The following is a 25,732-nucleotide window of genomic DNA, read 5'->3' as shown; positions in this document are numbered from 1 at the left end:
CCGGATTGCCCGAAGCAACTCGGCGCACGATTATCACAAAGTGCTCGATGTCTGACACAATGATTAGTCGAGTTCCGTTATGCCCGACCCTCTAATCCGGCGTAACACGAACCTTATTGAGCTTGTGCCGAGTGTGCCCCCACGCTCACGGCTGTCAGTTCGCCAAACATCTAAATCACAGGAGAATTGTGGCTGTCAAAATCCGTCTGAAGCGCATGGGCAAGATCCGTGCACCGTACTACCGCATCGTTGTCGCCGACTCGCGCACCAAGCGCGACGGCCGCGTCATCGAAGAGATCGGCATCTACCACCCCACGCAGGAGCCTTCGGTCATCGAGGTCAAGTCCGAGCGTGCCCAGTACTGGCTCTCCGTCGGCGCCCAGCCGACCGAGCAGGTTGCGGCACTCCTCAAGCTGACCGGCGACTGGGGCATCTTCAAGGGCGACAAGAACGCCGTCTCCACCGTCAAGATGAAGGAGCCGAAGGCTCCCTTCGTCGCCGACGAGAAGAAGAAGCCGGTTCTGAAGCCCAAGGCTGACAAGCCCGCGGCCAAGGCCCCGACCGACGACGTTGCCGCCGAGGCAACCGAAGAGGACAAGGCGTAATTTTGCTCGCTCCCGCGCTTGAGCACCTCGTCAAGGGAATCGTTGATCACCCGGACGACGTGCACGTTGTAGCCCAGAACTCACCCCGTGGTGAGGTGCTCGAGGTTCGTGTGAACCCCGAGGACCTCGGCCGGGTGATCGGCCGCGCCGGTCGCACCGCCAAGGCGCTGCGCACTCTCGTGGCCGCTCTGGCCGATGGCAAGCGCGTTCGGGTCGACGTTGTCGATACCGACAACTGAGCGGGTAGTGACTAGCCCCTCATGAGCGACGACAGCACGACCCCGGCCACCCAACTGCGGGTGGGGCGCCTCACCAAGGCCCATGGCCTCAAGGGCGCCATCAAGCTGGAGCTGTTCACGGACGACCCGGGACGACGTTTCGTCCCGGGCGCCGTGTTCACACTCCAGGTGCCGACCAGCTCACCCTGGCACGGCAAGACCATCGAACTCGTCGAGCTGCGCTGGTACAACCAGCACCCCGTCGGGTTCTTCAAGGGGGTCCCGGACCGCGAAGCCGCCGAGGCCCTGGCCAAGGCGATCCTTTGGATCGACCAGGACTCGGCCGAGCAGACCGACGAAGAAGACGCCTGGTACGACCACCAGCTGGTGGGACTCGCCGTCGTGCGCGACGGCGTGCAGATCGGCACGCTGACGCGCCTCGAGCACCTGCCGGCCCAAGATCTCCTGATCGTGAAGACCGCCAACGGCGAGGTGATGATCCCGTTCGTCAAGGCGATCGTTCCCTCGGTCGACGTCAAGGCCGGCGTCATCACGATCACTCCGCCCCCCGGGCTGCTCGAAGAGCTGCCTGAGGAACCCGACACCGACGACTCGACGCCCGAAGACGCGGCGCCGGCAGCGGATGCGGAACCCGACTCAGACGAACCGGCAGCGACGCCGACTCCTGACGGTCAGGACGCATAGACGCGCCCTGATCCAGTTCACGGGAAGAGGCGCGCCGCGCCACACCTCCTTCACGTTCGTTGACATCGCGGCCGTTGAAGTGGAGTACCGTCGCATGTCCTACGTTAAACCGGATCACCTGATCGATCAGCTCGTTCATTCCGGAGTTGTCAAGACCAACCTCACCGCACGTCAGATGTTCGTGCGCGGCACGCTCTCCGGAGCGATCCTCGGCGCGGCCACGACCCTGGCACTGACCGCGGCGGCCCAGACCGGGCTGCCGATCGTCGGCGCCCTCGTGTTCCCCGTCGGGTTCGTTGTGATCCTGATGCTCGGCCTCGAACTGGTCACCGGCAGCTTTGCGATCATCCCGCTGGCGATCCTCGAGGGCCGCACCACCATCGCCAAGGGCCTGAAGAACTTCGCCGTCGTCATCCCGGCGCATATCTTCGGCGCCGGTCTCTACGCCGTCCTGTACGTGGGTGTCATCACCTACCTCGGGACGGACACCACCGACCCGATGATCCAGGCGATCATCAACATGGCCGAGCACAAGGTGCTGCCGTACGCGACGATCGGTGCCGGCGGCGTCCTGGTCGCCATCATCAAGGCCATGCTGTGCAACTGGATGGTGGCGCTGGGCACCATCATGTTCTACACATCCACCTCGGCCTCCGGCAAGATCCTGGGCATGTGGCTGCCTGTGCTCACCTTCTTCGGCCTCGGCCTCGAGCACGCCGTCGTGAACATGTTCGTCATCCCGGCGGGCATGCTGCTCGGCGCCGACATCAGCTTCGGCGACTGGTGGGGCTGGAACACCGGCCCGGTCCTGATCGGCAACTTCCTGGGCGCCGTGCTCTTCACCGCCCTGCCGCTGTACTTCTCTCACCGCACCAAGGTCAACCGCGCGGCGGCCCTCGAGGCCGAAGACGATGGCGCGAGCGCGCCGGAGCTCACCGTCACCCACTCGTAGAATTGCCCCTATGCGCATCGACATCATCAGTATCTTTCCGGAGTTCTTCGGTGTGCTGGACATCTCCCTTCTCGGCCGCGCCCGCCAGGCCGGCCTGATCGACCTCGCCGTGCACAACCTGCGCGATTTCACCCACGACAGGCACAACACCGTCGACGACACCCCCTACGGCGGCGGCGCCGGCATGGTGATGAAGCCCGAACCCTGGGGTGAAGCGCTGGACAGCATCCTGCCCTCGGTCGAGGACGCGGATGCCGGCGCGCCGGAGGGCGGCGCCGGCCCGGTGCTGATCTTCCCCTCGCCCGCCGGAGAACAGTTCACCCAGGCGATGGCCCGCGAACTCGCCCACGAGCCGCACCTGGTCTTCGGCTGCGGCCGCTACGAGGGCATCGACCAGCGTGTGGTCGACCACTTCGCCGGCCGAGGCCGGGTGCGCCTGGTGAGCCTGGGCGACTACGTGCTCAACGGGGGAGAGGTGGCCGTGATGGCCATGATCGAGGCCATCGGCCGGCTCATCCCCGGCGTGGTGGGCAACCCGGAAAGCCTGGTCGAGGAATCGCACGAGGACGGCCTGCTGGAGTACCCCAGCTACACCAAGCCCGCCAGCTGGCGTGGCCTGGAGGTGCCGCCGGTGCTGCTCAGCGGCAACCACGGCGCCATCGCGGCGTGGCGTCGTCAGCAGCAGATCGAGCGCACCCGGTTGGTGCGCCCCGACCTCCTGCCCGCCGACGACGCGGATGCCGCCCTTCAGCCTCCAGCGAACTCCAAGGCTCGGCGGGCCCCCCGCGGGTAATCTGGGGACTGTGATTCTCCGCAGGGTCTTCTACTACTGGCAGTTCGTAGCCGTCGGCGCGCTTCCGCTCTGGCTGATGGTCGCCGCGTCGATTTTCGGATCCTCGGCCTGGGAGGTTCTCGGCGCCACCTTCGGTGCCATCGCCATCGGTTTCGGCCTCCTCGTCGTGAGCCTGCTCTTCCTGGCCCGCAAGGAGGTGCGTGCGGTCAAGGCGGTGTCCTGGGCGGATGTCGGGGTGCTGGCCCTCTGGCACGTACTGATCGTGCTGATGGGCGTGTTCTCGGTGACGGCGCCGTGGCTGTCCGTGCTGGTGGTCCTGGTCGGTCTCGGCGCCTTCTGGTTCGCGCTCTGGGAACTCTTCGACGCCGCTCGCACCCGAGTGCGCGAAGCCATGGTCTACATCGACGAGACCGCCAGGTTCGGTACCGTCCCGGCCGGGCCGAACCAGTTCCCGCCGATGAACGACCGGTCCGGCGTTCGTGCGGACGGGGCCCGGCAGGATCCGGCGCCCACGACGCCCGCCGACCCGTCGGTGATCATCATCCGGGAGAAGCTGACCGACCCGTAAAAGGTGCCGTCGGCCGAGGGTTTGGCGAGCGGCTGGTTTAGTGGCAGAATTAGCGTTTGTGCCGCGGCATGTCTCTGCCACAGGGGAGCTGCATTCATATCGGCACGCACACACTCAATTGGTCGCCACCAACTCACCTTCGGTGAGAGGGCGGGGCGCCACTGAAACGTCCTCGACCTGTGGCGGGTACAGAGAGCGAACAACATGCATATTCTCGACCAGGTGGACGCAGCATCGCTGCGTTCAGACATCCCGGAGTTCCGGGCCGGCGACACCGTCAAGGTACACGTCAACATCGTTGAAGGCGCGCGCTCGCGTGTCCAGGTCTACCAGGGCGTCGTTATCGGCCGTTCCGGCGAAGGCGTCCGCGAGACGTTCTGCGTCCGTAAGGTCAGCTTCCAGGTCGGCGTCGAGCGTACCTTCCCGGTGCACTCCCCGGTGATCGACCACATTGAGGTCGTCGTCCGCGGTGACGTGCGTCGCGCGAAGCTGTACTACCTGCGCGGTCTCCGTGGCAAGAAGGCCAAGATCAAGGAAAAGCGCGACTAAATAACAGCGCCTATCCCGATTCGCCAGGTCTAAGCCTGAGCGTATTCGCAGCCGCTGGATTTCCCCCTGAGCTCCTCCCCGCTAAACTGGGCGAGGAGCTCAGGCGGTTAAATGACAGACAACACTCTGCCCTCGCGATCGCATCGCCTGGAACCAGATTCGCCGCGCAAAAGGCGCGGCGTTGCGATATTCATTCGCGACCTTCTCATCATCTTCGTGGTGGCACTGCTCATCTCGTTCCTAATCAAGACGTTTCTCGTGCGGTCGTTCTACATCCCGTCGGGGTCGATGGAAAGCACCCTGCTGGTCGACGATCGCATCATCGTCAACCAGCTCGAACCCGCCCTGGTGCCCGTCTCCCGCGGTGACGTCGTCGTCTTCCGCGATCCGGGCGGATGGTTGCCGGCGCAGCCGCCCCTCGAACAGAATCCGATCGTCGCGGCGCTCGACTGGACGATGTCGGTGGTCGGACTGTCCGCACCGGACAGTAACGACCACCTGATCAAACGGATCATCGGTTTGCCCGGAGACCACGTGGTCTGCTGCAACACGCTGGGCCAGATGAGTGTGAACGACATACCACTCAGCGAACCGTACGCGCAGCTGCCGGCGGGTGAGACGAGCGTGTCCAAGGACGCGTTCGACGTCGTCGTTCCAGAGAATTCGCTGTGGGTCATGGGCGACAACCGCTACGACTCCCTCGACTCCCGCTACCACCCCAACGCTCCGGGCAAGGGGTTCGTGCCGATGGACAACGTTGTCGGCCGCGCCCTCGTGATCAGCTGGCCGCTAGAACGGTGGAGCTGGTTGGACGATTACCCCGAGGTGTTCCGCGGGGTCGAAGAGGCCGACAAGTGACCGTTCCCCAGCCGACGAAGCCCCTCCAGTCATGATGGCTGTCGTCGAGCCAACCCTCGACGTGGAGCTGGCGATGCTCGCTGCCGGCGCCAGCTGTGTGATCGGCTGCGACGAGGTCGGCCGCGGTGCCCTCGCTGGCCCCGTCGCCGTGGGCCTCGCGGTCGTGACGGCCGACGTCGGTGCCTTCCCGGTGGGCTTGCGCGACTCCAAACTCCTGAGCGAGCCCCGCCGGGAGCGGCTGGCCCCCCTGGCCGCGGCGTGGGTGCGCCACAGCGCCGTGGGGTTGGCGTCGCCGCAGGAGGTGGACACCGTCGGCATCATCGCCGCACTCGGCCTGGCCGGCAAGCGAGCGCTTGCCCAGCTGCACGCCGACGGCGTGGACATCGTCGGCGGAGTCGTGCTGCTGGACGGCAACGACGACTGGCTCAACAAGGCCCTCAGCACCCCGCTGTCCGTCGTGACCCGTATCAAGGCCGACCAGGACTGTGCGTCGGTGTCCGCGGCATCCGTGATCGCGAAGGTGCACCGGGACCGGCTGATGATCGCGGCCGACCTCGCCACCCCCGGCTACGGCTGGACGGGCAACAAGGGCTACGGCAGCGCCCAACACATGACCGCCATCGGTGCGTTGGGGGCCAGCGAACAGCACCGGCTCAGCTGGCTCAAGATTCCGGCTTGAGAACTGCGCGTAAGATTGACTCACCATGGAAGAAGATGAGTTCGAGGACTACGACCGCGAGGTCGAGTTGGCCCTATACCGCGAGTATCGAGACGTTGTGGGGCAGTTCCAGTACGTCGTCGAGACTGAGCGCCGCTTCTACCTCGCCAACGAGGTTGAACTCGTGCGCCGCGACACCGAACACGACTTCTACTTCGAACTGACGATGAAGGATGTCTGGGTCTGGGATGTCTACCGCTCCGACCGTTTTGTGAAGTCGGTGCGAGTGCTGACGTTCAAGGACGTCAACGTGGAGGAACTGGCGTCGAAGGAGTTCGAACTTCCCAAGGAACTCGCGCTCGACGAGTAGCCCCGCCGGCCCGCCGCGTGGCTGCTAGCGTGTGCGGATGACAGCTCGCACCGACTCGTCTAGCGCGGTCCCTTTTGGCACCGCCCCGTCCAGCAGCGCCCCGTCCAGCAGCGCCCCGTCCAGCAGGGCCCCGTCCAGTGCTGACGCGTCCAGCGCTGACGCCCTGGCCACGGTGGCCGCGGCCCTGGACCTGGCTCCGCTCATTGACGGGCACAACGACTGGGCTTGGGAGTGTCGCGAGAACCGGGACTACTCCGTCGAGGGTCTCGACGGCGCCCTGGCCACTGACACCGATATCGACCGGCTCCGAGCCGGCCGGGTGGGCGGTCAATTCTGGTCGGTGTACGTGGAAGACACCCTCGACGGAGCCGACGCCGTGCAGGGCACCCTGGAGCAGGTGGACTGGGTGTACAGACTCGCCGCCCGGTATCCGCAGACCTTCGTGATCGCCACGAGTGCGGCCGATGTGGAGGCCGCTCGTGCCAGCGGCCGCGTTGCCTCGCTGTTGGGCGCCGAGGGTGCCCACTCGCTCAACGATTCTCCCGCCGTGCTGCGGATGCTGGCCAGGCTCGGCGTGCGCTACCTCACCCTCACTCACGTGCACAACACGAGTTGGGCCGACTCCGGCACCGACGAACCGGTGCACAACGGCCTGAGCCCGCGCGGTGTCGAGTACATCCGGGAACTCAACCGGTTGGGCATGCTCGTTGACCTCTCGCACGTCTCCCCGGCGACGGCGCACGCGGCCCTCGACGTCACGAGCGCCCCGGTGATCTTCAGCCACAGCTCCTGCTCCGCCGTCACGGCCGACCCACGCAACGTGCCTGACGATGTGCTCGCGCGCCTGGCCGACAACGGCGGCGTGCTGATGGTCACCTTTGTGCCGCAGTTCGTCTCGGCGGAGTATGCCGGCTGGTTCGGCGGCGACCGGAGCACGCCCGCACCCCGGGTGACCGTGGCGCAGGTAGCCGATCACGTCGAGTACGCGCGCGACGTCGCCGGCATCCGCCACATCGGGCTAGGCGGGGACTTCGACGGCACCGACGAGTTCCCCGAGGGCCTCGAGGGCGTCGACGGTTACCCGGCGCTGCTGCTCGAGCTCGCCCGGCGAGGCTGGACCGCTGCCGAGCTGGCCGCCCTGGCCGGCGCCAACGTGTTGCGGGTTCTGCGGGCGACGGATGCCGCCTTCGCCGGACACGACGTGGAGCTCACCCGGCTGACCCGCTGACCCTGCGCCCGGATCCCGACTCAGGGGGTGCGCGGCTCGCAGATGACGACGGGAATGTCCCGACGGGTCTTCTGCTGGTAACCGGCGTAGCCCGAGTAGGCGCGCACGATCGCCGGCCACAGCGCCGCCTTCTCCGTCGCGGTGGCCGTGCGGGCCCGCATCGGGCGGGTGACCCCGTTCTCGGTGAGTTCCACCTCGGGGTGGGCGACCAGGTTGAGGTACCAGAACGGGTTGCGGTCGTCGCCGCCCTTCGACGCGATCAGCACCACCCGGTCCGGCTCGTGGATCGGGGCGGTGAGCATCGTGGAGCGTCGCTCGCCGGTCTTCCGTCCGAGTGTGTGCAGTTCCACGACGGGCATCGGCCCGATTTTCCAGCCCAGCCGGCCTCGGGAGAGCACCAGCAGCGTGCGGTGTACGGCGTTCATGGCTCGCATCGACAGGTCGGTCAGGCGGTCGGAGATCATGGCATCAGCCTACGGTCGCGCCGGCTGCCCTGCGCGTTGACACCCGGACGGGGGCTGGGTACCGTCCCCTGCGACAGCGACCCATTTCCGAAATCCCACGTGAAATAAGGAGTTTCCATGTCCGACGAATCCGTCTTCCTCTATCTCGGTGTGTACCCCAACGCGGCAACGGCCGAGTCCGACCTCGAGGTTGTGCGTGAACTGCACTCCACCAAGGTGATCGGAACCTACGACGCCGCCGTCGCCACCAAGGAGGCCGATGGCTCGGTGCAGGTTCACCGCAAGACCAGCAAACATGCCGGCTGGACCGGCGTGGCCGCCGGCGCTGTTGTCGGCCTGTTGTTCCCCCCGGCGATCATCGGCAGCGCCATCGTCGGCGGAGCAGCCGGCAGCGTTGTTGGGCACTTCTGGCGGAGCCTGGACCGTGGTGACATCAAGGAACTCGGCGAGCTGCTCGATTCCGGCGAGGCCGCGCTCATCGTCGTGGGCAAGGACCGGCTCGACGAGGAATTCCGCAAGGCGGGCCTCGTGGCGCAGAAGCACCTCCAGAAGGAGCTGAAGGTCGACGCGAAGGAGCTCGACAAGGAGCTCGCGCAGGCCTCCAGGGAAATGCAGGCGGAGGGGCGCTCCGACACCGTTTAGTCCGGTCGGTTCAATCCGGATCAGCCGAACACCGAGAGCCCGCTCCTCCACAGGGGGCGGGCTGCGCTGTGTGTGCACAGGCTCGACACCGCCGTCTCGCGTCCGAGACCGGTCCTCGCATGCTGGTCGCGGAGGTGCTCGTGGCACGCAAAGACGATTTGGGCCGGCGCGGCGAAGACTGCGCCGCGGAGTACCTGGCGCGGGCGGGGTACACGGTGGTGGAGCGCAATTGGCGGTGCGGGCAGGGTGAGATAGACCTGATCGTCGCCAAGGATGGCGACATTGTGTTCGTCGAGGTGAAGACCCGCTCAGGCACCGGATACGGGCATCCGTTCGAGGCCATCACGGTGGCCAAGCTGGCCAGGCTGCGCCGGCTGGCCGGGGCCTGGTGCGCACAATTCGAGCCGAGGGCGCGACACATCCGTATTGACGCCATCGCGGTGATCGCCCGCCCGGGCCACGCACCGAGTGTCGAACACCTCGAGGGTGTGTTCTGATGGGCCTGGCCCGCACCCACTCCGTCGCCCTGATCGGCCTCGCCGGGTCGCTCGTCGAGGTCGAGGCCGACATCTCCAGCCAATTGCCGGGGATGCGGCTGATCGGGCTGCCGGACGCGGCCCTGGCCGAGGCCGCCGAACGGGTGCGCGCCGCGGCCAAGAATTCCGGCTGTGCGCTGAACGGGCACCGGCTCACCGTGAACCTCTCGCCCGCCGCCCTGCGCAAGCACGGCTCCGGCTTCGACCTCGCCATCGCGGTGGCCTGTCTGGCCGCGGACGGGGTGGTGCCGGCCGCGTCGGTGGGCGCTGTGGTGCACATCGGTGAGCTCGCCCTGGACGGGCGCTTGCGGCCGACGCCCGGCATGCTGCCGGCGGTGATCGCCGCGGCGCGGCTCGGGCACCGCGCGGTGATGGTCCCGGCCGGCAACGCCGAGGAGGCGGCCCTGGTCCCGGGGATCCGGGTGGTGGGGGTGGCGTCGCTCCGTGACGCGCTGATCTGGCACGGCGCCAGATTGGAGCCCCAGGACGTGGAGGTGCTGCGTGCTCCCGTTGAGGACGACCCGGCCGACGAGAGCCTCGACCTGCTCGACGTCGTCGGCAACGACGAGGCCATCCTGGCCCTGCAGGTGGCTGCGGCCGGCGGTCACCATCTCTTCATGCTCGGGCCGCCAGGCGCGGGCAAGACCATGCTCGCGGCCCGTCTGCCGGGGCTGCTGCCCGACCTTGGCCCGGCCGCGTCTCTGGAGGTGAGCTCGCTGCGGTCGCTGAGCGGCCGTCCGGTGGGGCGTTCGTTGATCACCAGGCCCCCGTTGGAGTCGCCACACCACACCATCACGGCGGCCGCGATGGTCGGCGGCGGCAGCGGGCAGATCCGGCCGGGTGCGGCGGCGCGGGCGTCCCACGGGGTGCTCTTCCTGGATGAGGCACCTGAGTTCTCCGGTGCGGTGCTCGACGCTCTCAGACAGCCCCTGGAATCCGGTCGGATCAGCATCCACCGGGCGAACGCCATCGCCCATTTTCCCGCCAGATTTCAGCTGGTGCTGGCCGCGAACCCGTGCCCGTGCGGCCAATACGGCGCCGGCGATCAGGAATGCAGCTGTCCGCCGAACGCGCGGCGCCGTTATCTCGCCCGCATCTCCGGCCCGCTGTTGGACCGCATCGACATCCAACTCACCGTGACCCGGGTGACCGCAGCGCAATTACGCATCTCGGCCGACGGCGGCCGGTTGTCCAGCGCGGTGGCCCGCAGCCGCGTTCTGGCCGCGCGGGAAACCGCGGCAGAGCGGCTGGCCGGAACGCCCTGGACGGTGAACTCGCAGGTGTCAGGACCCTGGCTGCGCAGTTCCGAGAGACGGTTGGGCGCCCCGGTCACGGCGATGCTCGACCGGGCCCTAGAGAGGGGTGGGATCACCATGCGCGGCTACGACCGGATACTCCGGGTGGCGTGGTCTGTTGCGGATTTGACCGGAGTCGCCAGACCCGGGCCAGACGAAGTGGGGCAGGCCCTGTACCTGCGGAAGGGAATGGCGTCATGACACTGTTCGGAATCGACGAGGCGGTGGTGACCTCGCTCACCGCCGGCGTTCGCCCGGCCGCCGCCGCACCCGGTGAGGAGCAGCCGGCGGATGCCCGGCCCGCCGATGCCGAGCTCACTTCTGCGCGGCTCTCCGACCTTGGGGAGGTATTCGCCCGAGCGGCCTGGACCACGATCGCCGAACCGGGGGACGGGGTCGCCGGCGCCGTGGTGGGCCTGCTCGGCGCGGCGGCGGCCCTTCGCTCGGTGGTGGAGGCGTGGCCCCCGGACCGACTGGCCGGCACGCTCACGGACTCCGTCGGCGAGCACGAGGCGAGTGATCCTTCCGGACTCCGCCCGGAGCTGGAGCAGGCACTCGCCCGATGGCGACCACGATTGTCGTCGACCGAGGTGATCCGGTCGCTGCAGCAGGCCCGGCGCACGGGAACGGCACTGCTCCTGCCCAACGACCCGCTCTGGCCCCGCGCTGTCGACGACCTGGGCCGGCACGCCCCGCTCGCCCTGTGGTGGCGGGGTCAACCGGATGCCCTGGCGGCGCTCCGCCACTCCATCGCCCTGGTCGGCGCTCGCGCTGCGACAGGGTACGGAGAACACGTGGCGATGGAGGCGGCGGCGGGATTGGTCGACCGGGGACTCGCTATTGTGTCGGGGGCGGCCTACGGGATCGACGGAATGGCACATCGGTCGGCGCTGGCCAGCAACGGAGCGACCGTCGCTTTTCTGGCCGGGGGAGTTGACCGCTTTTACCCCAGCGGACACGACGCCCTACTCACCCGCATCGTCGAGGCCGGCGCCGTGCTGTCCGAGCTGCCCTGTGGGGCGCCGCCCACCAAATGGCGGTTCCTGCAACGCAACCGGCTGATTGCCGCTTCGAGTGCGGCCACCGTGGTGCTCGAAGCGGGCTGGCGCTCCGGATCGCTCAATACGGCCGGGCACGCAGCAGCGCTCGGACGCCCGCTCGGCGCTGTTCCCGGCCCGGTCACCTCGCCCACCTCGGCCGGCTGTCACCGCTTACTGCGGGACTACGACGCCATCTGCGTCACCAGCGCCGCCGATATGGCCGAGCTCATCGGCCTGGGCGTGGATTTGGAGCTGGACGTGCCCGGGACGGCCGGCCGGGATGCTGAGGGAACCGTGCCGCGGGAACGCACGAGCGATCAGGTGCGGGTATTCGATGCGCTCAGCGTGCGGGCGCCTCGCGTAGCCGCCGACATTGCCCGGCGCTCCGGACTGTCGACAGTGGCGGTGCTCGGGGCGCTGGGCACCCTCGACCTCGAGGGCTCGGTGCGGGAACGAGCGACCGGCTGGGTCAGGGTCACCTGAGTCGCCGGCCTAACTGTTCCCCGTCCGGACACATGTTCCCGGCACACCGGGCGCACTTGTCCGGAGCGGCAACAGTTGTGCTCCGCGCAGGTCTGGGCCTGCGTTACCGGGCTGCAAAGGCCTTCTGGGTGGCGGCGTTGGTGAGCTGGGCGAACTCTTCGGCCTGGACGGGGGACATGGACGGTCCGGTGGTCATCGTCGACACGACCAGGTCACCGTCGGCGACGAAACAGATCGAGCCGGCGAACGCCTTATACCCGAAGGTCATTTTTATCTGGCGGCAGGCCAGGGAATCACCCTCGATGGCGGCCTCGCCGCCTACTAATTCGTCGATCTCTATCAGCGTGTCTCGACCGTTTTCCGTCGTTGCCAGGGGTTCGGTGCAGGAGGCTAGCTCTGCGCTCAAGTCCGCTATGACCTGTTCACCGTCTTCGACAATGAACACCCCGGTACTCAGGGTCTGATCGAGTGTCTCCCGCGTGAAGGTGTGTCCGTTGAGGTTGTCGGCTTCGTCAATGGACAAGGCACTCGCGAAGTCCAGTGCACACAGGTCCCCTGTTGACTTGTCGGTGGAGACTTCCGCATCCTCTGAGTCGGTGCTGCTGGACGGCTCCAGGCTCCAGCCACCGGACGGCAGGTCCGCGACGGTGAGGGCGAGGGGCGCGAGATCGTCCGCCTCGGGGCCGGCCTCCGCGGCTGGCGCCTCACTGGTGTCCGGTACCGCGAGGGTTTCGTCAGCCTGAGAACAGCCCGTCACGAGAGAGAGTGTGAGCGCAACCAGAACACAGGCATAGCGTTTCGAAACCAACAGGACCCCCAAGAACAGTGTGAACAGATGGCACCATCTAACCGTGCCGTACTGCGCCGGCCCCGCAGGCGTCGGGAGTCGGCGCGCCGATATCCGAGGTGACAGCCGGTGTCGCAGTACCCGGGATCTCCTCGGAGTCGTTGTCGGCGCTACGCCCTAGGGTGTTCCTGACGGCGCGTCACACCGAGGGCGTCGATTCAGTCCGTCGGATCAGCGAGGGGTAGCTCATGACCGGAACAGACACTGTACAGATGGGCCAGTACCGGCCGGCCTCCCACCTCATCGTGCACCTCAGCGACACTCACTTCCTCGGCACGGGCGCGGACGGATCCGGGCGGTTGCTGTACGACGCCGTCGACACCGACAGCACAGTGCATCGCGCGATGGCGCAGCTGGAAGCCTCCGGCCTGGCCATCGACGCCCTCGTCTTCACCGGAGACATCGCCGACCGAGGCGAGGCGGATGCGTACCGCCGGGTGCGCGACATCGTCGAGGCGTCCGCAGAGCGGATGGGCGCTGCACTGGTCTGGGTGATGGGCAACCACGATGAACGGGCGGCGTTCCGCACCGAACTCCTGCGTGTCGAGGCCCACGACGGGCCCGTCGACAGGGTCGTCGACGTCAACGGACTGAGAGTGATCTCCTTGGACACCAGCGTGCCCGGGTACCACCACGGCGAGGTCACCGCCGACCAACTCGCCTGGCTGCGCGACGTGCTCAGCGAACCCGCCGAACACGGTTCCCTGCTCGCCCTGCACCACCCACCGGTACCCACGGCCCTGCCGCTGATGACCATCCTGGAACTGCGCGACCAGACGGCGCTGGCCGAGGTGTTGGTGGGAAGCGATGTACGCGCGATCCTCGGCGGTCACCTGCACCACGCCACCACGGGACTGTTCGCCGGGATCCCGGTGTCCGTCGCCGCGGCCACCTGCTACACGATCGACGCGGCAGCCCCGCCACGCCAGCTCACCGGTGTCGGCGGTGGCCAGTCGATCAACCTTGTGCACGTCTATGCCGACCAGGTGGTGCACTCGAATGTTCCCCTGGGCGCGTTCGACGTGGTCACCCGTTTCGGTCCGGCCTACCTCGACCGGATGGAGGCGCTCAGCCCGACAGACCGGCTGGCGGCGTTCTCCCGACACGTCGCACAGCCGGCCGGGTAGCCGAGACCGGGGGAGGATCACCGTGAGTGGGCGCCGTGCGGGAGAGCGGGCGAATGACGGCGATTCCCGCGTCGGTGCCGGCATCCCGCCCGGCGCGCGAGATGCTGGAGGCATGCATCTCGACCCGGCGATCGACGGCTTCGCCCGCTATCTCGCGACCGAACGCGGTTTCTCCGTGAACACGGTGCGCGCGTATTGCGCCGACCTGGCCGGGTTGGCCACCTTCGCCGAAGATCGGGCGGTGGACACCGTCGACGGCCTGACCCTGGAACTCCTGCGCGACTGGCTGTGGACGGGAACGCAGGCCGGACTGGCGCGGGCCACCATCGCCCGGCGCTCCGCCTCGGCGCGCGGGTTCACCGCCTGGCTCACCCGGGACGGCGTGCTGCCCAGCGACCCCGCCGTGCGGCTGCGTTCGCCGAAACCCGGCCGCACCCTGCCGCGGGTGATCAATCGCAGCCAGATGCAGGAACTGCTCGACCGCCTCGAGGCCGCCGCGGGCGCCGACGACCCGGGAGCCGTGCGTGACCTGGCCATCATCGAACTGCTCTATGCGTCCGGCCTGCGGGTCTCCGAACTCGTCGGACTCGATGTGGGGGACGTCGACCTGTCCCGCCTGACGGTGCGCGTCACCGGCAAGGGCGACAAGGAACGCGTTGTGCCGTTCGGCGTGCCGGCGCAGAGCGCCATCGTGCGGTACCTGCGGGCGGCACGTCCGGTGCTGGCCGCCGCGGTTCCGGCCGAGACGACGCGGTCAGAGGCGACGGGGGGCACGATGGCCGTTCGGCGGGCCGCCGGGGCCGACCCGTCCGCCCTGTTCCTCGGCAGCCACCGGCAGCGCCTCGGGGTGCGCGCCGTGTACCGCCTGGTCGCGGCCCTGCTTGAGTCGATGCCCGGCACCGGTCCGGCAGGTCCGCACGCCCTGCGCCATACGGCGGCCACGCACCTGCTCGACGGTGGAGCCGACCTGCGCGCGGTGCAGGAGATGCTCGGCCATGCCAGCCTCGGCACGACCCAGATTTACACCCACGTTTCGGCGGAGAGACTGCAGCAGAGCTACCGGCTCGCGCACCCCCGCGCCTGACGCCACTCCGTGAGAGTGCGGGCGTCAGCGGGCCGGGATCGGCACCGGGCCGGTCGGCGGGAGTGGCAGCAGTATCGCGCGCGCCAGCCCGCCAAGAAAGAGCATCGGCGAAATGTACTGACCGTGCCGGCGCACCCCGAAGTGCACACAGCGCGCGGTGCAGTGCGAACCCGTCGCCACGACGCCCACGACCTGCCCGGCCAGCACCCGATCACCCTCGCTCACCGTGGCCGTGACCGGCTCGAAGCTGGACACCAGGTCCTCACCGTGCTGGATTGACAGAACGGGCCGGTCCACGACCGTGCCCGCGAAGGTGACCACCCCGTCGGCGGGGGAGCGAACCGGGTGGCCTTCACCGGCCACGAGGTCGATACCGCGGTGCCCGGCCGCATACCGGCTGGTCGGCGCCTCGAAGGGACGCGTCAGCTCCCGTGGTGGTCCGACGGGCCAGGCCCATCCGGCCGGCGCCGCCTGTCCGGGCAGGGCAGCACCGAGTGTCGCCGACACGGGAACCGCAACTGATGCCGCGGCACTGTGCTCCGCAACGACAGGCACCGGCGCAGAGGCCAACGCCGGCGCCGGCGAGCCGGACAGGCTTGGTGCGCCGGTGAGTAGTGCGGCCGCGATGGCACAGACCGGCAGCGCCGCGAGACGGAACAGAGCCTGCGCCGGGCGCCGGCGAGACCGGAACCTGTGCAGGGGAGAACGGGTGGAGGCGAGGCGTTTGTCGGGGCGTCCTGTCGCTGTCATGGCTCCACCATCGGACGACGGCGAGGTCGGGAGGCGGGCCGCGGGCCCGGCTGTGCCAAACGTGTGAAAGAACCGGCTGTGGAGGAGTGGCTGCGGGGGAGCGCGTTGGTGCGCGGCCGGGGTCGGCCGGGTGCTAGAGTTCTCTGAGCAGCGCTTTGTGCGCTGACTACGCGTGCCCATTCGGCCAACACATCCACTCGGTCCTGACTTTTCACGAAGTCGGGCGGTTGTGCGCCGGGCACCAGGAGTAGTGATCATCCGATCACGACACAAACCGATGGGCGTTTTCTGCTGTGCAGAAACGTCGGATAAGGAGTACGGCTCATGGCCGTCGTAACCATTCGCCAGCTGCTCGACAGCGGCGTGCACTTCGGGCACCAGACCCGCCGTTGGAACCCGAAGATGAAGCGCTTCATCTTCACCGAGCGTTCCGGCATCTACATCATCGACCTGCAGCAGTCGCTCGGGTTCGTTGACAAGGCCTATGACTTCGTCAAGGAGACCGTCGCCCACGGCGGCACCATCCTCTTCGTCGGCACCAAGAAGCAGGCGCAGGAATCGATTTCGGAGCAGGCGACGCGAGTCGGCCAGCCCTACGTCAACCAGCGCTGGCTCGGTGGCCTTCTCACCAACTTCCAGACCGTTTCCAAGCGTCTGGCCCGCATGAAAGAGCTCGAAGAGCTCGACTTCGAGGACACCGCCAAGAGCGGCTTCACGAAGAAGGAAATGCTCATCAAGAAGCGCGAGCTCGTCAAGCTGCACAAGAGCCTCGGCGGAATCCGCAACCTGACCAAGACGCCGTCCGCGCTCTGGGTTGTCGACACCAACAAGGAGCACCTCGCCATCGACGAGGCGCGCAAGCTCGGCATCCCCGTCATCGCGATCCTCGACACCAACTGCGACCCCGACGACGTTCAGTACCCGATCCCGGGTAACGACGACGCCATCCGCTCCGTTGGCCTGCTCACCCGCATCATCGCCGACGCCGCGGCCGAGGGCCTCATCCAGCGTCACCAGAAGCCGGAAGAGGGCGCCGAAGTTGAGCCCCTCGCCGCGTGGGAAGCCGAGCTGCTCGCAGCTCCGGCCGAGACCACGCCCGAGCAGTCCTCCGCTGACACCGAGAAGGTCGCCGACGAAACCGTCGCCACCGAGCAGGTTGCAGAAGAGGCACCCGCAGCAGCAGAGCCCGCAGCGGCCGAAGCCGCAACCGAAGAGGTTGCAGCCGACGCTCCCGTAGCCGACACCAAGTAAGGACAACAGGTATGGCAAACTTCAACCTCGAATCCGTCAAGATCCTGCGCGAGCGCCTCGGCACCGGCATGGTCGACACCAAGAACGCACTCGTCGAAGCCGATGGCGACATCGAGCGCGCGGTTGAGATCCTGCGTCTCAAGGGTGCAAAGGGCAACGCAAAGCGCGCCGACCGTTCCACCTCTGAGGGCCTCGTGGCCGCCAAGGTGATCGGAAACACCGCTTACCTGCTCGAGCTCGCCTGCGAGACCGACTTCGTCGCCAAGGGCGAGAAGTTCGGCGCTCTTTCCGAGAAGGTTCTGGACGCGGTTTCCGCTGCCGGCGCCACCAACGTCCCCGAGGCGCTTGCCGCTCCGGCGGATGGCCAGACCGTCGGAGACCTCATCAACGGCGAAGCCGCGATCATCGGTGAGAAGTTCGAACTTCGCCGCGTCGCAGCCGTCACCGGTGACAACTTCGAGATCTACCTGCACAAGACCAGCAAGGACCTGCCCCCGCAGGTCGGTGTCGTTCTCGGCTACACCGGTGAGGATGCCGCAACCGCGCGCAGCATCGCCCAGCACATCTCGTTCGCGAACCCGGAATACCTGGCTCGCGAAGACGTCCCCGCAGAAGCCGTCGAGGCCGAGCGTCGCATCGTCACCGAGATCTCCGAGAACGAGGGCAAGCCGGCCGCCGCGCTGCCCAAGATCGTTGAAGGCCGCGTCAACGCGTACTTCAAGCAGGTCGCACTTCTCGAGCAGGACTATGCCAAGGACAACAAGCTGTCCGTGGCGAAGGTGCTCGCTGACGCGGGTCTGACCGTCACCGGCTTCGCCCGGTTCAAGGTCGGCGCGTAACCAGCTCCGCCGCAACCGGCACAGCAGTAACCAGTAAGGCAGCATGAGACAGAAGGAGATCGGATCGCCTCGGCAATCCGGTCTCCTTCTTCTCTGCCCGGCTCCAGGTGGGCCGCAGCAGGGGTATAGCCCACCGGTGCTCAACCGGTAGTTTTAGAATCACGATCCACAACGGAAGGACGCTCACGGGCATGTCAGATACAGGTACCAAGCGCAGAGTCCTCCTCAAACTGTCGGGCGAAGCATTCGGGGCCGGAAGCCTCGGTGTCAACCCCGACGTCATCAGCAGCCTGGCCCGGGAAATCGCCGAGGCCGCCAAGAGCGTCGAGATCGCGATCGTCGTCGGCGGCGGCAACTTCTTCCGCGGCGCCGAACTCTCCCAGCGCGGCATGGACCGAGGCCGCGCCGACTACATGGGCATGCTGGGCACCGTCATGAACGCCCTCGCCCTGCAGGACTTCCTGGAACAGGCCGGAGCGGAGACCCGCGTGCAATCCGCCATCGCCATGACCCAGGTCGCCGAGCCGTACATCCCGCGACGCGCCGAGCGTCACTTGGAAAAGGGCCGCGTCGTCATCTTCGGCGCCGGCGCCGGACTGCCCTACTTCTCCACGGACACCGTGGCCGCGCAGCGTGCCCTTGAAATCGGTGCCGAGGTCGTCCTGGTCGCCAAGAACGGCGTCGACGGTGTCTACTCAGACGACCCGCGCACCAACCCCGACGCACACAAGATCCACAGCATCACCTACCAGGATGCGCTCCAGCGCGGCCTCAAGGTCGTCGACTCGACGGCCTTCAGCCTGTGCATGGACAACAGCATGCCCATGCGGGTGTTCGGGATGGCTCCGCACGGCAACGTGACGGCCGCCATTCTCGGCGCCGAACTGGGAACCCTCGTCTCCAACTAGGATTATTGAAGCCACCGAAGAAGGAGTCACCGTGATTACGGATGTCCTGACCGACACCACCCAGCGCATGGATAAGGCCGTCGAGGCCGCGAAGGAAGACTTCGCCACCGTGCGTACGGGGCGAGCAAACCCGCAGATGTTCCAGAAGATCCTGGTCGACTACTACGGCACCCCGACGCCCCTGGGGCAGCTTGCCTCGCTGCAGAACCAGGAAGCTCGCACGCTCCTGATCACCCCGTACGACAAGAGCGCCCTGCGCGACATCGAGAACGCCATTCGGGACACCCCGAACCTCGGCGCCAACCTCGGCAACGACGGTATCGTCATCCGGGCTTCGCTGCCCGAACTGACGAACGACCGCCGCAAGGAGTACGTCAAAATCGTCAAGACCAAGGGTGAGGATGCCAAGGTCTCCGTTCGCAACCTGCGCCGCAAGGCCAAGGACGAACTCGACGCGCTCAAGAGCGAGGTCGGCGACGATGACGTGGCCCGCGGAGAGAAGGAGCTCGAGCAGATCACGAAGACTCACATCGACGCGATCGACGACGCCCTCAAGCGCAAGGAAGCCGAACTCCTCGCTATCTAGCGGAGGCTAAGCGAATGACGGATCAGCCAGGGCCCACCCAGCCACCCCAGCGGGGTCGCGGCACCGGCCGCGCCGAGTTTCGGGCACAGGTGCAGTCCACCAAGGCCGACATCGAACGCCAGGTGCAGGCCACCAAGGCGCAGCTGGATGCGACGAACGAACGCATCGAGGCCCGCACAGGGCGCAACCTGATTCTGGCGACCCTGATCGGGCTGGTCCTGGGCGGCGCGATGCTCGTGAGCCTGATCTTCATCAAAGAGCTGTTCATGATCATGGCCTTCGTGGTCGTGGGGTTCACGGCCTTCGAACTGGCCGAGGCTCTGCGCCGGGGCGGCCGGAAGGTGCCCCGGATCCCGGTGCTGGCGTCGGCGGTGGCCGTCGTGCCCGCCGCGTTCTACTGGGGTGCCGGCGGCCAGTGGCTCGCCACTCTGGGCGGCATCCTGCTGATCACCCTGTGGCGGCTGGCCATGCTCGCCTTCCCCAGGCACCGCGCACCCCGCAGCGTGGTGCTCACCGACATCGGCGGCGGCTTCCTGATCCAGGTCTACGTCGTGTTCCTGGCCAGTTTCGCGGTGCTTCTGGTCACCCAGGAGGGCGGCCAGTGGTGGACGCTCGCGTTCCTGCTACTGGTGATCTCCGCTGACACCGCCGCGTACGCCGCAGGCCTCTCCTTCGGCAAACACCGGATGGTGCCGTCGATCAGTCCCAAGAAGACCTGGGAGGGCTTCGCCGGAGCGGCCATCGTGTGTGTGGTCGTCGGCATCCTGCTGGCCATCTTCATGCTCGGCGAGCCGTGGTGGTTCGGTCCGATCTTCGGTGTAGTGATCCTGATCACAGCCACCTTCGGTGACCTGGCGGAATCGCTGATCAAGCGGGACCTCGGCATCAAGGACATGAGCTCCTGGCTGCCGGGCCACGGCGGTTTCCTCGACCGTCTGGACTCCATCCTGCCGTCAGCGGCCGCGGCCTATGCGCTCTACCTCATCTTCGCCTGACCCGGCTGCTTTCGACACTCGGCGTCCGGTGGGGCAGAATGAGGCGGTGAGCACTACGTTTCCGCGAACCAGTAAAAAGATGCTCGGCTACAACCTCAAGCAGGTCGAGGAGTTCCTCGAGTCGACTCGGCACGCGTACGACGATGCGGGTGGGACGGACCAGCTCACCGCAGCCGACATCCGTCACACGGCCTTCGCCATGCAGAAGGGCGGCTATTCGCCCAGCCACGTCGACGCCGCCCTGGAGCGTCTCGAGGACGCTTTCGCGCTGCGGGAGCGGGAACGCGCCACCGGCGAATCCGGCTCGCAGGCCTGGCTGGACGAGGCCCGTCAGACCGCGCAGGTGATCATCAACCGCCTCGGCCGACCGGCGGGTCACCGGTTCTCCCGCACCAGTATCTTCAGCACCGGCTACAACAAAGCCGATGTCGACCGCCTCGCCGCGAAGCTCGTCACCTACTTCCAGGACGGCCACCCGGTCACCGTCGACGATGTGCGCACGGCGGTCTTCCGCCCGCAGCGGACCGGCTACAGGGAGGCCCAGGTCGACCTGGTTCTCGACAGTGTCGTGGACGTGATGCTCGCCGTTCGGTGACACATCGCGTGTCGTTACCTGGCCGTTACCCGCGAAGTGGGTTAGGGTCTAATCATCGTGGGTAGACATCTCAACATTTCCGCGCCCGTTTCGGGCGCGATGCCGGTGAGCACACCGGGCACCAAATCGCTTCGTGCACCCTTCGGGAACCTGGCCGTGCAGACGCCCGCCCGGCCGATCCCGCGGAGCATGCACCGCCCGCGCTCACGCAGCCACGTAGCGCTGTCGCTGTTCGCATTCACCGCTGCTGCCGCCTTCGTGCTCGTCACCGTGGTCGACCCGTACTCCGGGGCGACGGCGTCACCGTACTTCCAGGTGCCCGGCGCCGCGTCCGACCGGTACAAGGGCGAGGCCGCTCAGTCCCTGCTCGTGGCCAGCACCGTGGCCAACGCTGTCGTCATCGACAGCTACACCATCAACGAACCCGAGCCGGAACCCGCACCGGCCCCCGTGGCCGCCGCGTCGACGACGTCGCCGGGCCCCGTCAGCGCCGCACCGGCTGCCGTCCCCGACCCGGGCTCCGCCCAGGCATACGCCTACGGCGCCGTCGCGTCCCGCGGCTGGGGCGAAGACCAGTACAGCTGCCTGGTGTCGCTGTGGAACAAGGAGTCCGGCTGGCGCGTCAACGCGATGAACTCCAGCAGCGGCGCTTATGGGATCCCGCAGTCACTGCCCGGTTCGAAGATGGCCTCGGCCGGCTCCGACTGGGAAACCAACGCCGGCACCCAGATCGAATGGGGCCTGGGCTACATCAGCGGCCGCTACGGCACCCCCTGCGGCGCCTGGGGCCACTCCGTCGACGTCGGCTGGTACTAGTCACCCGACCCGACCGGCCCAGCTGGGCCCTTCGAGCCAGGGTTAGACTTGCACCATGCCGCGCAGCAACCGCCCCAAGGGCCGCAGAGCCGGCACCGGCGAAGACGAGACCGACGATCTCTCGCGCATGCTCGCCGGCTGGCGCCGCACCGAGGTGAAGCGCGACGGCGTGTGGCATGTGCAGCCGATCAGCGCCGCCCAGGCGGGGAAGACCTACCTCTGCCCCGGTTGCCTGCTCGACATCAACCCCGGAGTGGCCCACATGGTCACCTGGCGCGGCGACGGTGTGACCGGCGACGCGGCGGACCTCGCCGCCCGGCGCCACTGGCATCTGCACTGCTGGAAGATCAAGTAACCCGAGCGTTTCGCGCAGGCGTTCACCCCCCCNAGGCGCCCCCCCCCCCCCCCCCCGACGAGGAGCACCACCATGGCCGGACCAGTCGAGATCCGCGGCGGCATCGACCTGCCCGCAACCCGCGAGCAGATCGAGCTGCACACCGACGACGGCCTCACCCTGGTGGGCGAGCTGGCCACGCCGGCGAGTCGGCCCGCCGTCGCCACCCTGGTCACCCTGCATCCGCTGCCCACGCACGGCGGCTTCATGGACTCGCACATCCTGCGGAAGGCCGCCGGACGGCTGCCGGCGCTGGCCGACCTCGCCGTGCTGCGCTTCAACACCCGTGGTACCAGTTCACCGCGGGGGACCAGCGGGGGCAGCTTCGGACACGGCGACGCCGAACGTGCCGATGTGGCCGCGGCCATGGCCTTCGTCACGGAGCGTGGCCTGCCTGATCCCTGGTTCGTCGGTTGGTCCTTCGGCACGGAACTGGCGATCAAGTACGGCCTCGACCACCCGATCCACGGCGCGATCCTGCTGTCGCCACCGCTGCATCGGGCAACGGATGCCGAACTGGCGGCCTGGGCGGACGACGAGCGCGAGCTCGTGGTGCTGGTGCCCGAACACGACGACTACCTCCGGCCCGAGGAGGCCCGCACCCGGTTCGCGAGCGTTCCGAACGCCCGACTGATCAATGTGGACGGCGCGAAGCATCTCTGGGTGGGGGAGAGCCAGACCCGCCGGGTGCTCAACGAGATCGTCGCCGCGGTGAACCCGGCAGCCGGCCCACTGCCGGAGACCTGGGCCGGCGAACGCTGAGCCGCCCGGCTCTGAGCGGCCGAGCTCTGAGCCGCCGCGTAAGCAACCGGCGGGCGTCCGGCGCTCAGGAGCACCGCGCCGCTTGACAGGGCGCTCCTGAGGCTTTACAGCTCGTTCTGGCGGGGGATCACGACCTGCTTGATGATCATGATGACCGATGCCGCGACCGGGATCGCGATCAGGGCGCCGAGGATGCCCAGCAGCGACCCGCCGGCGAGGGCTGCCACCACCACGACGGCGCCGGGCACGGCGACGGCGCGGTTCATGATGTTCGGGCTGAGAACGTAGGCCTCGAGCTGCATGTAGACCAGGTAGTAGATGCCCGCGACGAGCACGGTGAGCCAGGAGCTGCCGATACCGGGAATCGCGCAGGTGGCGACGATGATGACGGATCCGGTGATGGTGCCGACCAGCGGGATGAGCGAGAACAGGAACGCGATCACCGACAGCAGGGCGGGGAAGGGGGCGCCGATGATCGACAGGAAGATGAAGCTGAAAACACCGTTGCAGGCGGCCAGGGCGCCCTGTCCCACGATGAACCGGCCGACGGCCGTGGTGATCTGCTCGCTCAGGTCCGCGAAGCGTTCCCGCTTGGAGGCGGGGACCAGCTGGTAGGTGGCTCGCTTCATGGTGTTCAGTGACGCCGTGAAGTACAGGGTCAGGATCAGGATGATCAGGCCGCCGAACAAGCCGCTGACGATGGCGAAACCGGATTGGACGATGGTGGACGTGATCTCCGTGAGGTTGCCGCCGAGGTATTTCGTGACCGCCTCGACGATCTCCTGCACATCAAGGGCCGGGAACTGCTTCTGCAGGTCGACGAGGAAAGTCGCTGAATTCACCGACTTCACCAGGGCCGGAATGCGTTCAGACAGGTTGGAGATCTGGTCGGCGATGATCGGGACGATGGCGAAGATCACCCCGGTCAGCGCGCCCAGCACGGCGACGAGCACCGTGAGGATGGCGGCCCACCGCGGGAACTTCTTCTTCTCGAGCCACGAGACCGCCGGGTCGAGTCCCAGGGCCAGGAACAGGGCCGCCCCGATGTAGGTGATGATCGTGGACAGCGAGACGATCGAGCTCAGGATCAGCACCCCGAGGCCGACACCCAGGGTTCCTACCAGGCCGAGCCGGAAGGCGTTTTGGATCTTCACTGTTGTCTCCACTTGCTCGGCGTTGTGACTAGTCCTGGTCAGCGTTCACTTTCTCCGCCTGGGTCAGGACGCTGCGCAGGCTTTCGAAGTAGCCGGCGACCGACTCGCGCTCAATCCTAATCTGCGCCAGACGGTCTTCAGCGTCGTTGACGAGTTCACGAGTGCGTGTCTCCGCATCGGCGACGAGGGCCGCCGCGCGATCCTCGGCATTCCGCACGATGCGTTCGGCCTCATCGTCGGCCTTCGCCTTCGCCGTCTTCGCGTCGGCGCGGGCACCGGCATCCAGTTGTTCGTTGAGAGTGCGCAGTTCCACGGTGCGGGCGTTGGTGACGGCGAGCTGAGCCGAGGAGTCGTCCAGGTAACGCTGCGTCTGAGCGACGGCCGCCTGGTGACGGGCCAGGTGGTCCTGCTCGGCTTCGTCCCTGCGCGCCTTGAGCTCCACCTCGAGGTCGGCTCGGATCTGGTCGATTTCGCGTCGCAGCTTGGCCGCCTCGTGCTCGCCGCGCTTGCGGGTGGCGGTGAGATGGTTGTCCAGATCGATTCTGGCCTGCTCGCTGTCGGCGTCGAAGTCCGCCTTGGTCTGCTCGAGTTCCCGGGCGAGGTCGGCCCTGGCCTGCTCGATCTCGGCGGCGAGGTCGGCGTGCGCCTTGTCGAGGTCGCGGTTCACTGCCGCCCGATCTCGGTCCAGCTCCCGGTCGAGGTCGGTGTGCGCCTGCTCACCCTCGATGGTGAGATCCGCGCGAGCCTGTTCGATCTCCCGGGCGAGGTCGGTGCGACCCTGCTCGATCTCCACGGACAGGTCTGAGCGGGCTTGTTCGGTCTCGTGGGCCAGATCGATGCGGGCCTGTTCGGTCTCCCGGGCCAGGTCGATGCGGTCCTGTTCGGTCTCGGTGGCGAGGTCGATGCGGGCCTGTTCGGTCTCGCGGGCGAGGTCGGCACGCTGCTGGTCCAGTTCATGGGCCACTTCCGCGCGCGTCAATTCGGTTTCCCGGGTGAGACCAGCGGCGATTTCCCTCGCTTCGGTGGCCTCGCGCTGAGCGACGACCCGCACCTCAGCGGCCTCCCGTTCGGCCTCGGAGCGAATGGCGGCGACCTCACGCTTGACCGTGGCCCGGAGCTCCGCCGCCTCGGTGGCGACGGCGCCGCGGATCGCCGCGGCCTCCTGGAGGGCATCCTGGGTGAGCTGTTCGTGGGTCTGCCCAGCGCGGGTGAGCAGATCGTCTGCCTCGACCTGGGCATCGGTGAGCAGTCGGTGGGCCTTGACGGTGGCGTCGGACACCGTTCGTTCGGCGTGTTCGGAGGCTTGGCGCTTCAGCGCGTCGATCTCGGCGGATGCGGAGGCGCGCAGCTTCTCGGCGTCGATATCGGCCTGGGCGATGACCCGGGTTGACTGCTCCTCGGCGACGCGCAGGGTGTTCTCGAGCTTGGTGCCCAGCCCGGAGAAGGTGGGACTGCCGACCTCTTCGATCTCGGCATTGAGGTCGTCGATTCTGGCCCCCAGTCGTTTGACTTCCTTGGCCGACTCGGTGCTCTGGGCGTTGGCCTGGATCAGGTCGCGCCGAAGTCCCTGGATGGCCTTGTCGACCTCGTCCTTGTCGTACCCTCGGAATACCTGGGTGAAGTCAGCCTCGTCGGTCGCCACGTTGTCTCCTCATAAATG

31 protein-coding genes are annotated in these 25,732 nt (G+C 67.5%); 26 read left to right on the top strand and 5 right to left on the bottom strand.

The genetic code is table 11. The annotated features are described in order from the left end of the window. The first annotated feature begins 188 nt into the window (after positions 1-188). The 11 genes from rpsP (at position 189) to E3T19_RS05875 (ending at position 7,504) form a co-directional block, all read left to right on the top strand. A complete protein-coding gene (rpsP, locus tag E3T19_RS05925; protein WP_103432055.1) occupies positions 189-605 on the top strand; it encodes a 30S ribosomal protein S16 in 417 nt (138 codons plus the stop codon). A 2-nt stretch (positions 606-607) separates the two neighbouring features. Further along, a complete protein-coding gene (locus E3T19_RS05920) occupies positions 608-844 on the top strand; it encodes an RNA-binding protein (RefSeq protein ID WP_088456475.1) in 237 nt (78 codons plus the stop codon). A gap of 21 nt (positions 845-865) precedes the next feature. Next, entirely contained in the window at positions 866-1,528 is a 663-nt protein-coding gene (gene rimM, locus E3T19_RS05915) for a ribosome maturation factor RimM (RefSeq protein WP_134408336.1), read from the top strand. Between the two features lie 94 nt (positions 1,529-1,622). Beyond that, positions 1,623-2,480, top strand: coding sequence for a formate/nitrite transporter family protein (locus tag E3T19_RS05910; RefSeq protein ID WP_088456473.1), 858 nt, complete (start codon positions 1,623-1,625; stop codon positions 2,478-2,480). Between the two features lie 10 nt (positions 2,481-2,490). Beyond that, complete coding sequence (gene trmD / locus E3T19_RS05905) at positions 2,491-3,273, top strand: tRNA (guanosine(37)-N1)-methyltransferase TrmD (RefSeq protein WP_134408335.1); 783 nt, start codon at positions 2,491-2,493, stop codon at positions 3,271-3,273. A gap of 10 nt (positions 3,274-3,283) precedes the next feature. Continuing rightward, positions 3,284-3,841 carry an MFS transporter gene (locus E3T19_RS05900; RefSeq protein ID WP_088456471.1) on the top strand — a complete coding sequence of 186 codons (558 nt, stop codon included), beginning with the start codon at positions 3,284-3,286 and terminating at the stop codon, positions 3,839-3,841. Positions 3,842-4,045: 204 nt separating this feature from the next. Next, on the top strand, positions 4,046-4,390 hold the full coding sequence (gene rplS, locus E3T19_RS05895; RefSeq protein WP_088456470.1) for a 50S ribosomal protein L19: 345 nt from the start codon (positions 4,046-4,048) through the stop codon (positions 4,388-4,390). Between the two features lie 111 nt (positions 4,391-4,501). Further along, positions 4,502-5,248, top strand: a complete 747-nt coding sequence (gene lepB, locus E3T19_RS05890; RefSeq protein WP_088456469.1) for a signal peptidase I — start codon at positions 4,502-4,504, stop codon at positions 5,246-5,248. A gap of 34 nt (positions 5,249-5,282) precedes the next feature. Continuing rightward, complete coding sequence (locus E3T19_RS05885; RefSeq protein ID WP_134408355.1) at positions 5,283-5,927, top strand: ribonuclease HII; 645 nt, start codon at positions 5,283-5,285, stop codon at positions 5,925-5,927. A gap of 25 nt (positions 5,928-5,952) precedes the next feature. After that, a complete protein-coding gene (locus tag E3T19_RS05880) occupies positions 5,953-6,276 on the top strand; it encodes a DUF2469 family protein (protein ID WP_066596196.1) in 324 nt (107 codons plus the stop codon). Positions 6,277-6,313: 37 nt separating this feature from the next. Next, the gene (locus E3T19_RS05875) at positions 6,314-7,504 is read left to right on the top strand and encodes a dipeptidase (protein ID WP_134408334.1); all 1,191 of its coding nucleotides are present in this window, start codon (positions 6,314-6,316) and stop codon (positions 7,502-7,504) included. Between the two features lie 20 nt (positions 7,505-7,524). Here the strand turns inward: E3T19_RS05875 and E3T19_RS05870 are convergent, their stop codons facing one another. Continuing rightward, positions 7,525-7,968, bottom strand: a complete 444-nt coding sequence (locus tag E3T19_RS05870; protein WP_134408333.1) for a nitroreductase/quinone reductase family protein — start codon at positions 7,966-7,968, stop codon at positions 7,525-7,527. Between the two features lie 117 nt (positions 7,969-8,085). Between E3T19_RS05870 and E3T19_RS05865 the strand changes: the two genes are divergently transcribed. The 4 genes from E3T19_RS05865 to dprA all read left to right on the top strand — a co-directional run bounded on the left by E3T19_RS05865 (position 8,086) and on the right by dprA (position 11,964). Next, on the top strand, positions 8,086-8,610 hold the full coding sequence (locus E3T19_RS05865) for a DUF1269 domain-containing protein (RefSeq protein WP_088456467.1): 525 nt from the start codon (positions 8,086-8,088) through the stop codon (positions 8,608-8,610). 140 nt (positions 8,611-8,750) lie between these two features. Continuing rightward, the gene (locus E3T19_RS05860) at positions 8,751-9,107 is read left to right on the top strand and encodes a YraN family protein (RefSeq protein ID WP_103479632.1); all 357 of its coding nucleotides are present in this window, start codon (positions 8,751-8,753) and stop codon (positions 9,105-9,107) included. After that, a complete protein-coding gene (locus E3T19_RS05855; RefSeq protein ID WP_134408332.1) occupies positions 9,107-10,642 on the top strand; it encodes a YifB family Mg chelatase-like AAA ATPase in 1,536 nt (511 codons plus the stop codon). The genes E3T19_RS05860 and E3T19_RS05855 overlap by 1 nt, the downstream gene beginning before the upstream one ends. After that, the gene (dprA, locus tag E3T19_RS05850; protein WP_088456465.1) at positions 10,639-11,964 is read left to right on the top strand and encodes a DNA-processing protein DprA; all 1,326 of its coding nucleotides are present in this window, start codon (positions 10,639-10,641) and stop codon (positions 11,962-11,964) included. The genes E3T19_RS05855 and dprA overlap by 4 nt, the downstream gene beginning before the upstream one ends. Before the next feature lie 103 nt (positions 11,965-12,067). Here dprA and E3T19_RS05845 read toward each other — a convergent pair whose 3' ends face one another. Then, positions 12,068-12,784, bottom strand: a complete 717-nt coding sequence (locus E3T19_RS05845; RefSeq protein WP_134408331.1) for a hypothetical protein — start codon at positions 12,782-12,784, stop codon at positions 12,068-12,070. 215 nt (positions 12,785-12,999) lie between these two features. Between E3T19_RS05845 and E3T19_RS05840 the strand changes: the two genes are divergently transcribed. Both E3T19_RS05840 and E3T19_RS05835 read left to right on the top strand, forming a co-directional pair. Continuing rightward, positions 13,000-13,938 carry a phosphodiesterase gene (locus E3T19_RS05840; RefSeq protein WP_088456463.1) on the top strand — a complete coding sequence of 313 codons (939 nt, stop codon included), beginning with the start codon at positions 13,000-13,002 and terminating at the stop codon, positions 13,936-13,938. Positions 13,939-14,050: 112 nt separating this feature from the next. Further along, positions 14,051-15,022 (top strand): tyrosine recombinase XerC, encoded by a 972-nt coding sequence (locus E3T19_RS05835; protein ID WP_088456462.1) that lies wholly within the window; start codon positions 14,051-14,053, stop codon positions 15,020-15,022. A gap of 24 nt (positions 15,023-15,046) precedes the next feature. Here the strand turns inward: E3T19_RS05835 and E3T19_RS05830 are convergent, their stop codons facing one another. Further along, positions 15,047-15,772 carry a M23 family metallopeptidase gene (locus tag E3T19_RS05830; protein ID WP_134408330.1) on the bottom strand — a complete coding sequence of 242 codons (726 nt, stop codon included), beginning with the start codon at positions 15,770-15,772 and terminating at the stop codon, positions 15,047-15,049. A 324-nt stretch (positions 15,773-16,096) separates the two neighbouring features. On the opposite strand from E3T19_RS05830, the gene rpsB reads away from it, so the two are divergent. The 9 genes from rpsB (at position 16,097) to E3T19_RS05785 (ending at position 22,918) form a co-directional block, all read left to right on the top strand. Then, positions 16,097-17,023: a 30S ribosomal protein S2 gene (gene rpsB, locus E3T19_RS05825; protein WP_088456460.1), complete on the top strand. Its 927-nt coding sequence runs from the start codon at positions 16,097-16,099 to the stop codon at positions 17,021-17,023. 11 nt (positions 17,024-17,034) lie between these two features. After that, positions 17,035-17,862: a translation elongation factor Ts gene (tsf, locus tag E3T19_RS05820; protein WP_088456459.1), complete on the top strand. Its 828-nt coding sequence runs from the start codon at positions 17,035-17,037 to the stop codon at positions 17,860-17,862. A 191-nt stretch (positions 17,863-18,053) separates the two neighbouring features. Continuing rightward, positions 18,054-18,770, top strand: a complete 717-nt coding sequence (gene pyrH, locus E3T19_RS05815) for a UMP kinase (RefSeq protein WP_088456458.1) — start codon at positions 18,054-18,056, stop codon at positions 18,768-18,770. A 31-nt stretch (positions 18,771-18,801) separates the two neighbouring features. After that, complete coding sequence (gene frr / locus E3T19_RS05810; protein WP_088456457.1) at positions 18,802-19,356, top strand: ribosome recycling factor; 555 nt, start codon at positions 18,802-18,804, stop codon at positions 19,354-19,356. Between the two features lie 14 nt (positions 19,357-19,370). Next, positions 19,371-20,351 (top strand): phosphatidate cytidylyltransferase, encoded by a 981-nt coding sequence (locus tag E3T19_RS05805; RefSeq protein WP_088456456.1) that lies wholly within the window; start codon positions 19,371-19,373, stop codon positions 20,349-20,351. Positions 20,352-20,397: 46 nt separating this feature from the next. Then, entirely contained in the window at positions 20,398-20,946 is a 549-nt protein-coding gene (locus E3T19_RS05800) for a DivIVA domain-containing protein (RefSeq protein ID WP_240632194.1), read from the top strand. 57 nt (positions 20,947-21,003) lie between these two features. Next, positions 21,004-21,762 carry a lytic transglycosylase domain-containing protein gene (locus E3T19_RS05795; protein WP_240632193.1) on the top strand — a complete coding sequence of 253 codons (759 nt, stop codon included), beginning with the start codon at positions 21,004-21,006 and terminating at the stop codon, positions 21,760-21,762. Positions 21,763-21,817: 55 nt separating this feature from the next. Beyond that, positions 21,818-22,117 (top strand): hypothetical protein, encoded by a 300-nt coding sequence (locus E3T19_RS05790; RefSeq protein ID WP_088456454.1) that lies wholly within the window; start codon positions 21,818-21,820, stop codon positions 22,115-22,117. Positions 22,118-22,189: 72 nt separating this feature from the next. Continuing rightward, positions 22,190-22,918: an alpha/beta hydrolase gene (locus E3T19_RS05785; RefSeq protein WP_088456453.1), complete on the top strand. Its 729-nt coding sequence runs from the start codon at positions 22,190-22,192 to the stop codon at positions 22,916-22,918. 104 nt (positions 22,919-23,022) lie between these two features. On the opposite strand, the gene E3T19_RS05780 is transcribed toward E3T19_RS05785, so the two are convergent. Together E3T19_RS05780 and E3T19_RS05775 are read right to left on the bottom strand one after the other, a co-directional pair. Then, complete coding sequence (locus tag E3T19_RS05780; RefSeq protein WP_088456452.1) at positions 23,023-24,072, bottom strand: AI-2E family transporter; 1,050 nt, start codon at positions 24,070-24,072, stop codon at positions 23,023-23,025. Positions 24,073-24,100: 28 nt separating this feature from the next. Beyond that, positions 24,101-25,714, bottom strand: coding sequence for a hypothetical protein (locus E3T19_RS05775; protein WP_088456451.1), 1,614 nt, complete (start codon positions 25,712-25,714; stop codon positions 24,101-24,103). Positions 25,715-25,732: the final 18 nt, after the last annotated feature.

This window comes from Cryobacterium sp. TMT4-31, assembly GCF_004403385.1.
GTDB classification, from domain to species: domain Bacteria; phylum Actinomycetota; class Actinomycetes; order Actinomycetales; family Microbacteriaceae; genus Cryobacterium; species Cryobacterium zongtaii.
The sequence above is the reverse complement of the archived record's forward strand: the minus strand, read 5'-3'. Positions and strand labels throughout refer to the sequence as shown.

What these genes read in the sequence shown, in the direction of transcription:
- E3T19_RS05910 (WP_088456473.1), top strand. Translation starts at nt 1,623, where the DNA reads ATGTCCTACGTTAAACCGGATCACCTGATCGATCAGCTCGTTCATTCC.
- trmD (WP_134408335.1), top strand. Translation starts at nt 2,491, where the DNA reads ATGCGCATCGACATCATCAGTATCTTTCCGGAGTTCTTCGGTGTGCTG.
- E3T19_RS05865 (WP_088456467.1), top strand. Translation starts at nt 8,086, where the DNA reads ATGTCCGACGAATCCGTCTTCCTCTATCTCGGTGTGTACCCCAACGCG.
- E3T19_RS05830 (WP_134408330.1), bottom strand. Translation starts at nt 15,772, where the DNA reads ATGACAGCGACAGGACGCCCCGACAAACGCCTCGCCTCCACCCGTTCT.
- tsf (WP_088456459.1), top strand. Translation starts at nt 17,035, where the DNA reads ATGGCAAACTTCAACCTCGAATCCGTCAAGATCCTGCGCGAGCGCCTC.
- E3T19_RS05840 (WP_088456463.1), top strand. Translation starts at nt 13,000, where the DNA reads ATGACCGGAACAGACACTGTACAGATGGGCCAGTACCGGCCGGCCTCC.
- E3T19_RS05885 (WP_134408355.1), top strand. Translation starts at nt 5,283, where the DNA reads ATGGCTGTCGTCGAGCCAACCCTCGACGTGGAGCTGGCGATGCTCGCT.
- E3T19_RS05805 (WP_088456456.1), top strand. Translation starts at nt 19,371, where the DNA reads ATGACGGATCAGCCAGGGCCCACCCAGCCACCCCAGCGGGGTCGCGGC.
- E3T19_RS05855 (WP_134408332.1), top strand. Translation starts at nt 9,107, where the DNA reads ATGGGCCTGGCCCGCACCCACTCCGTCGCCCTGATCGGCCTCGCCGGG.
- E3T19_RS05870 (WP_134408333.1), bottom strand. Translation starts at nt 7,968, where the DNA reads ATGATCTCCGACCGCCTGACCGACCTGTCGATGCGAGCCATGAACGCC.
- rpsB (WP_088456460.1), top strand. Translation starts at nt 16,097, where the DNA reads ATGGCCGTCGTAACCATTCGCCAGCTGCTCGACAGCGGCGTGCACTTC.
- dprA (WP_088456465.1), top strand. Translation starts at nt 10,639, where the DNA reads ATGACACTGTTCGGAATCGACGAGGCGGTGGTGACCTCGCTCACCGCC.
- rimM (WP_134408336.1), top strand. Translation starts at nt 866, where the DNA reads ATGAGCGACGACAGCACGACCCCGGCCACCCAACTGCGGGTGGGGCGC.
- E3T19_RS05835 (WP_088456462.1), top strand. Translation starts at nt 14,051, where the DNA reads ATGCATCTCGACCCGGCGATCGACGGCTTCGCCCGCTATCTCGCGACC.
- E3T19_RS05785 (WP_088456453.1), top strand. Translation starts at nt 22,190, where the DNA reads ATGGCCGGACCAGTCGAGATCCGCGGCGGCATCGACCTGCCCGCAACC.
- E3T19_RS05875 (WP_134408334.1), top strand. Translation starts at nt 6,314, where the DNA reads ATGACAGCTCGCACCGACTCGTCTAGCGCGGTCCCTTTTGGCACCGCC.
- E3T19_RS05880 (WP_066596196.1), top strand. Translation starts at nt 5,953, where the DNA reads ATGGAAGAAGATGAGTTCGAGGACTACGACCGCGAGGTCGAGTTGGCC.
- pyrH (WP_088456458.1), top strand. Translation starts at nt 18,054, where the DNA reads ATGTCAGATACAGGTACCAAGCGCAGAGTCCTCCTCAAACTGTCGGGC.
- lepB (WP_088456469.1), top strand. Translation starts at nt 4,502, where the DNA reads ATGACAGACAACACTCTGCCCTCGCGATCGCATCGCCTGGAACCAGAT.
- E3T19_RS05790 (WP_088456454.1), top strand. Translation starts at nt 21,818, where the DNA reads ATGCCGCGCAGCAACCGCCCCAAGGGCCGCAGAGCCGGCACCGGCGAA.
- rplS (WP_088456470.1), top strand. Translation starts at nt 4,046, where the DNA reads ATGCATATTCTCGACCAGGTGGACGCAGCATCGCTGCGTTCAGACATC.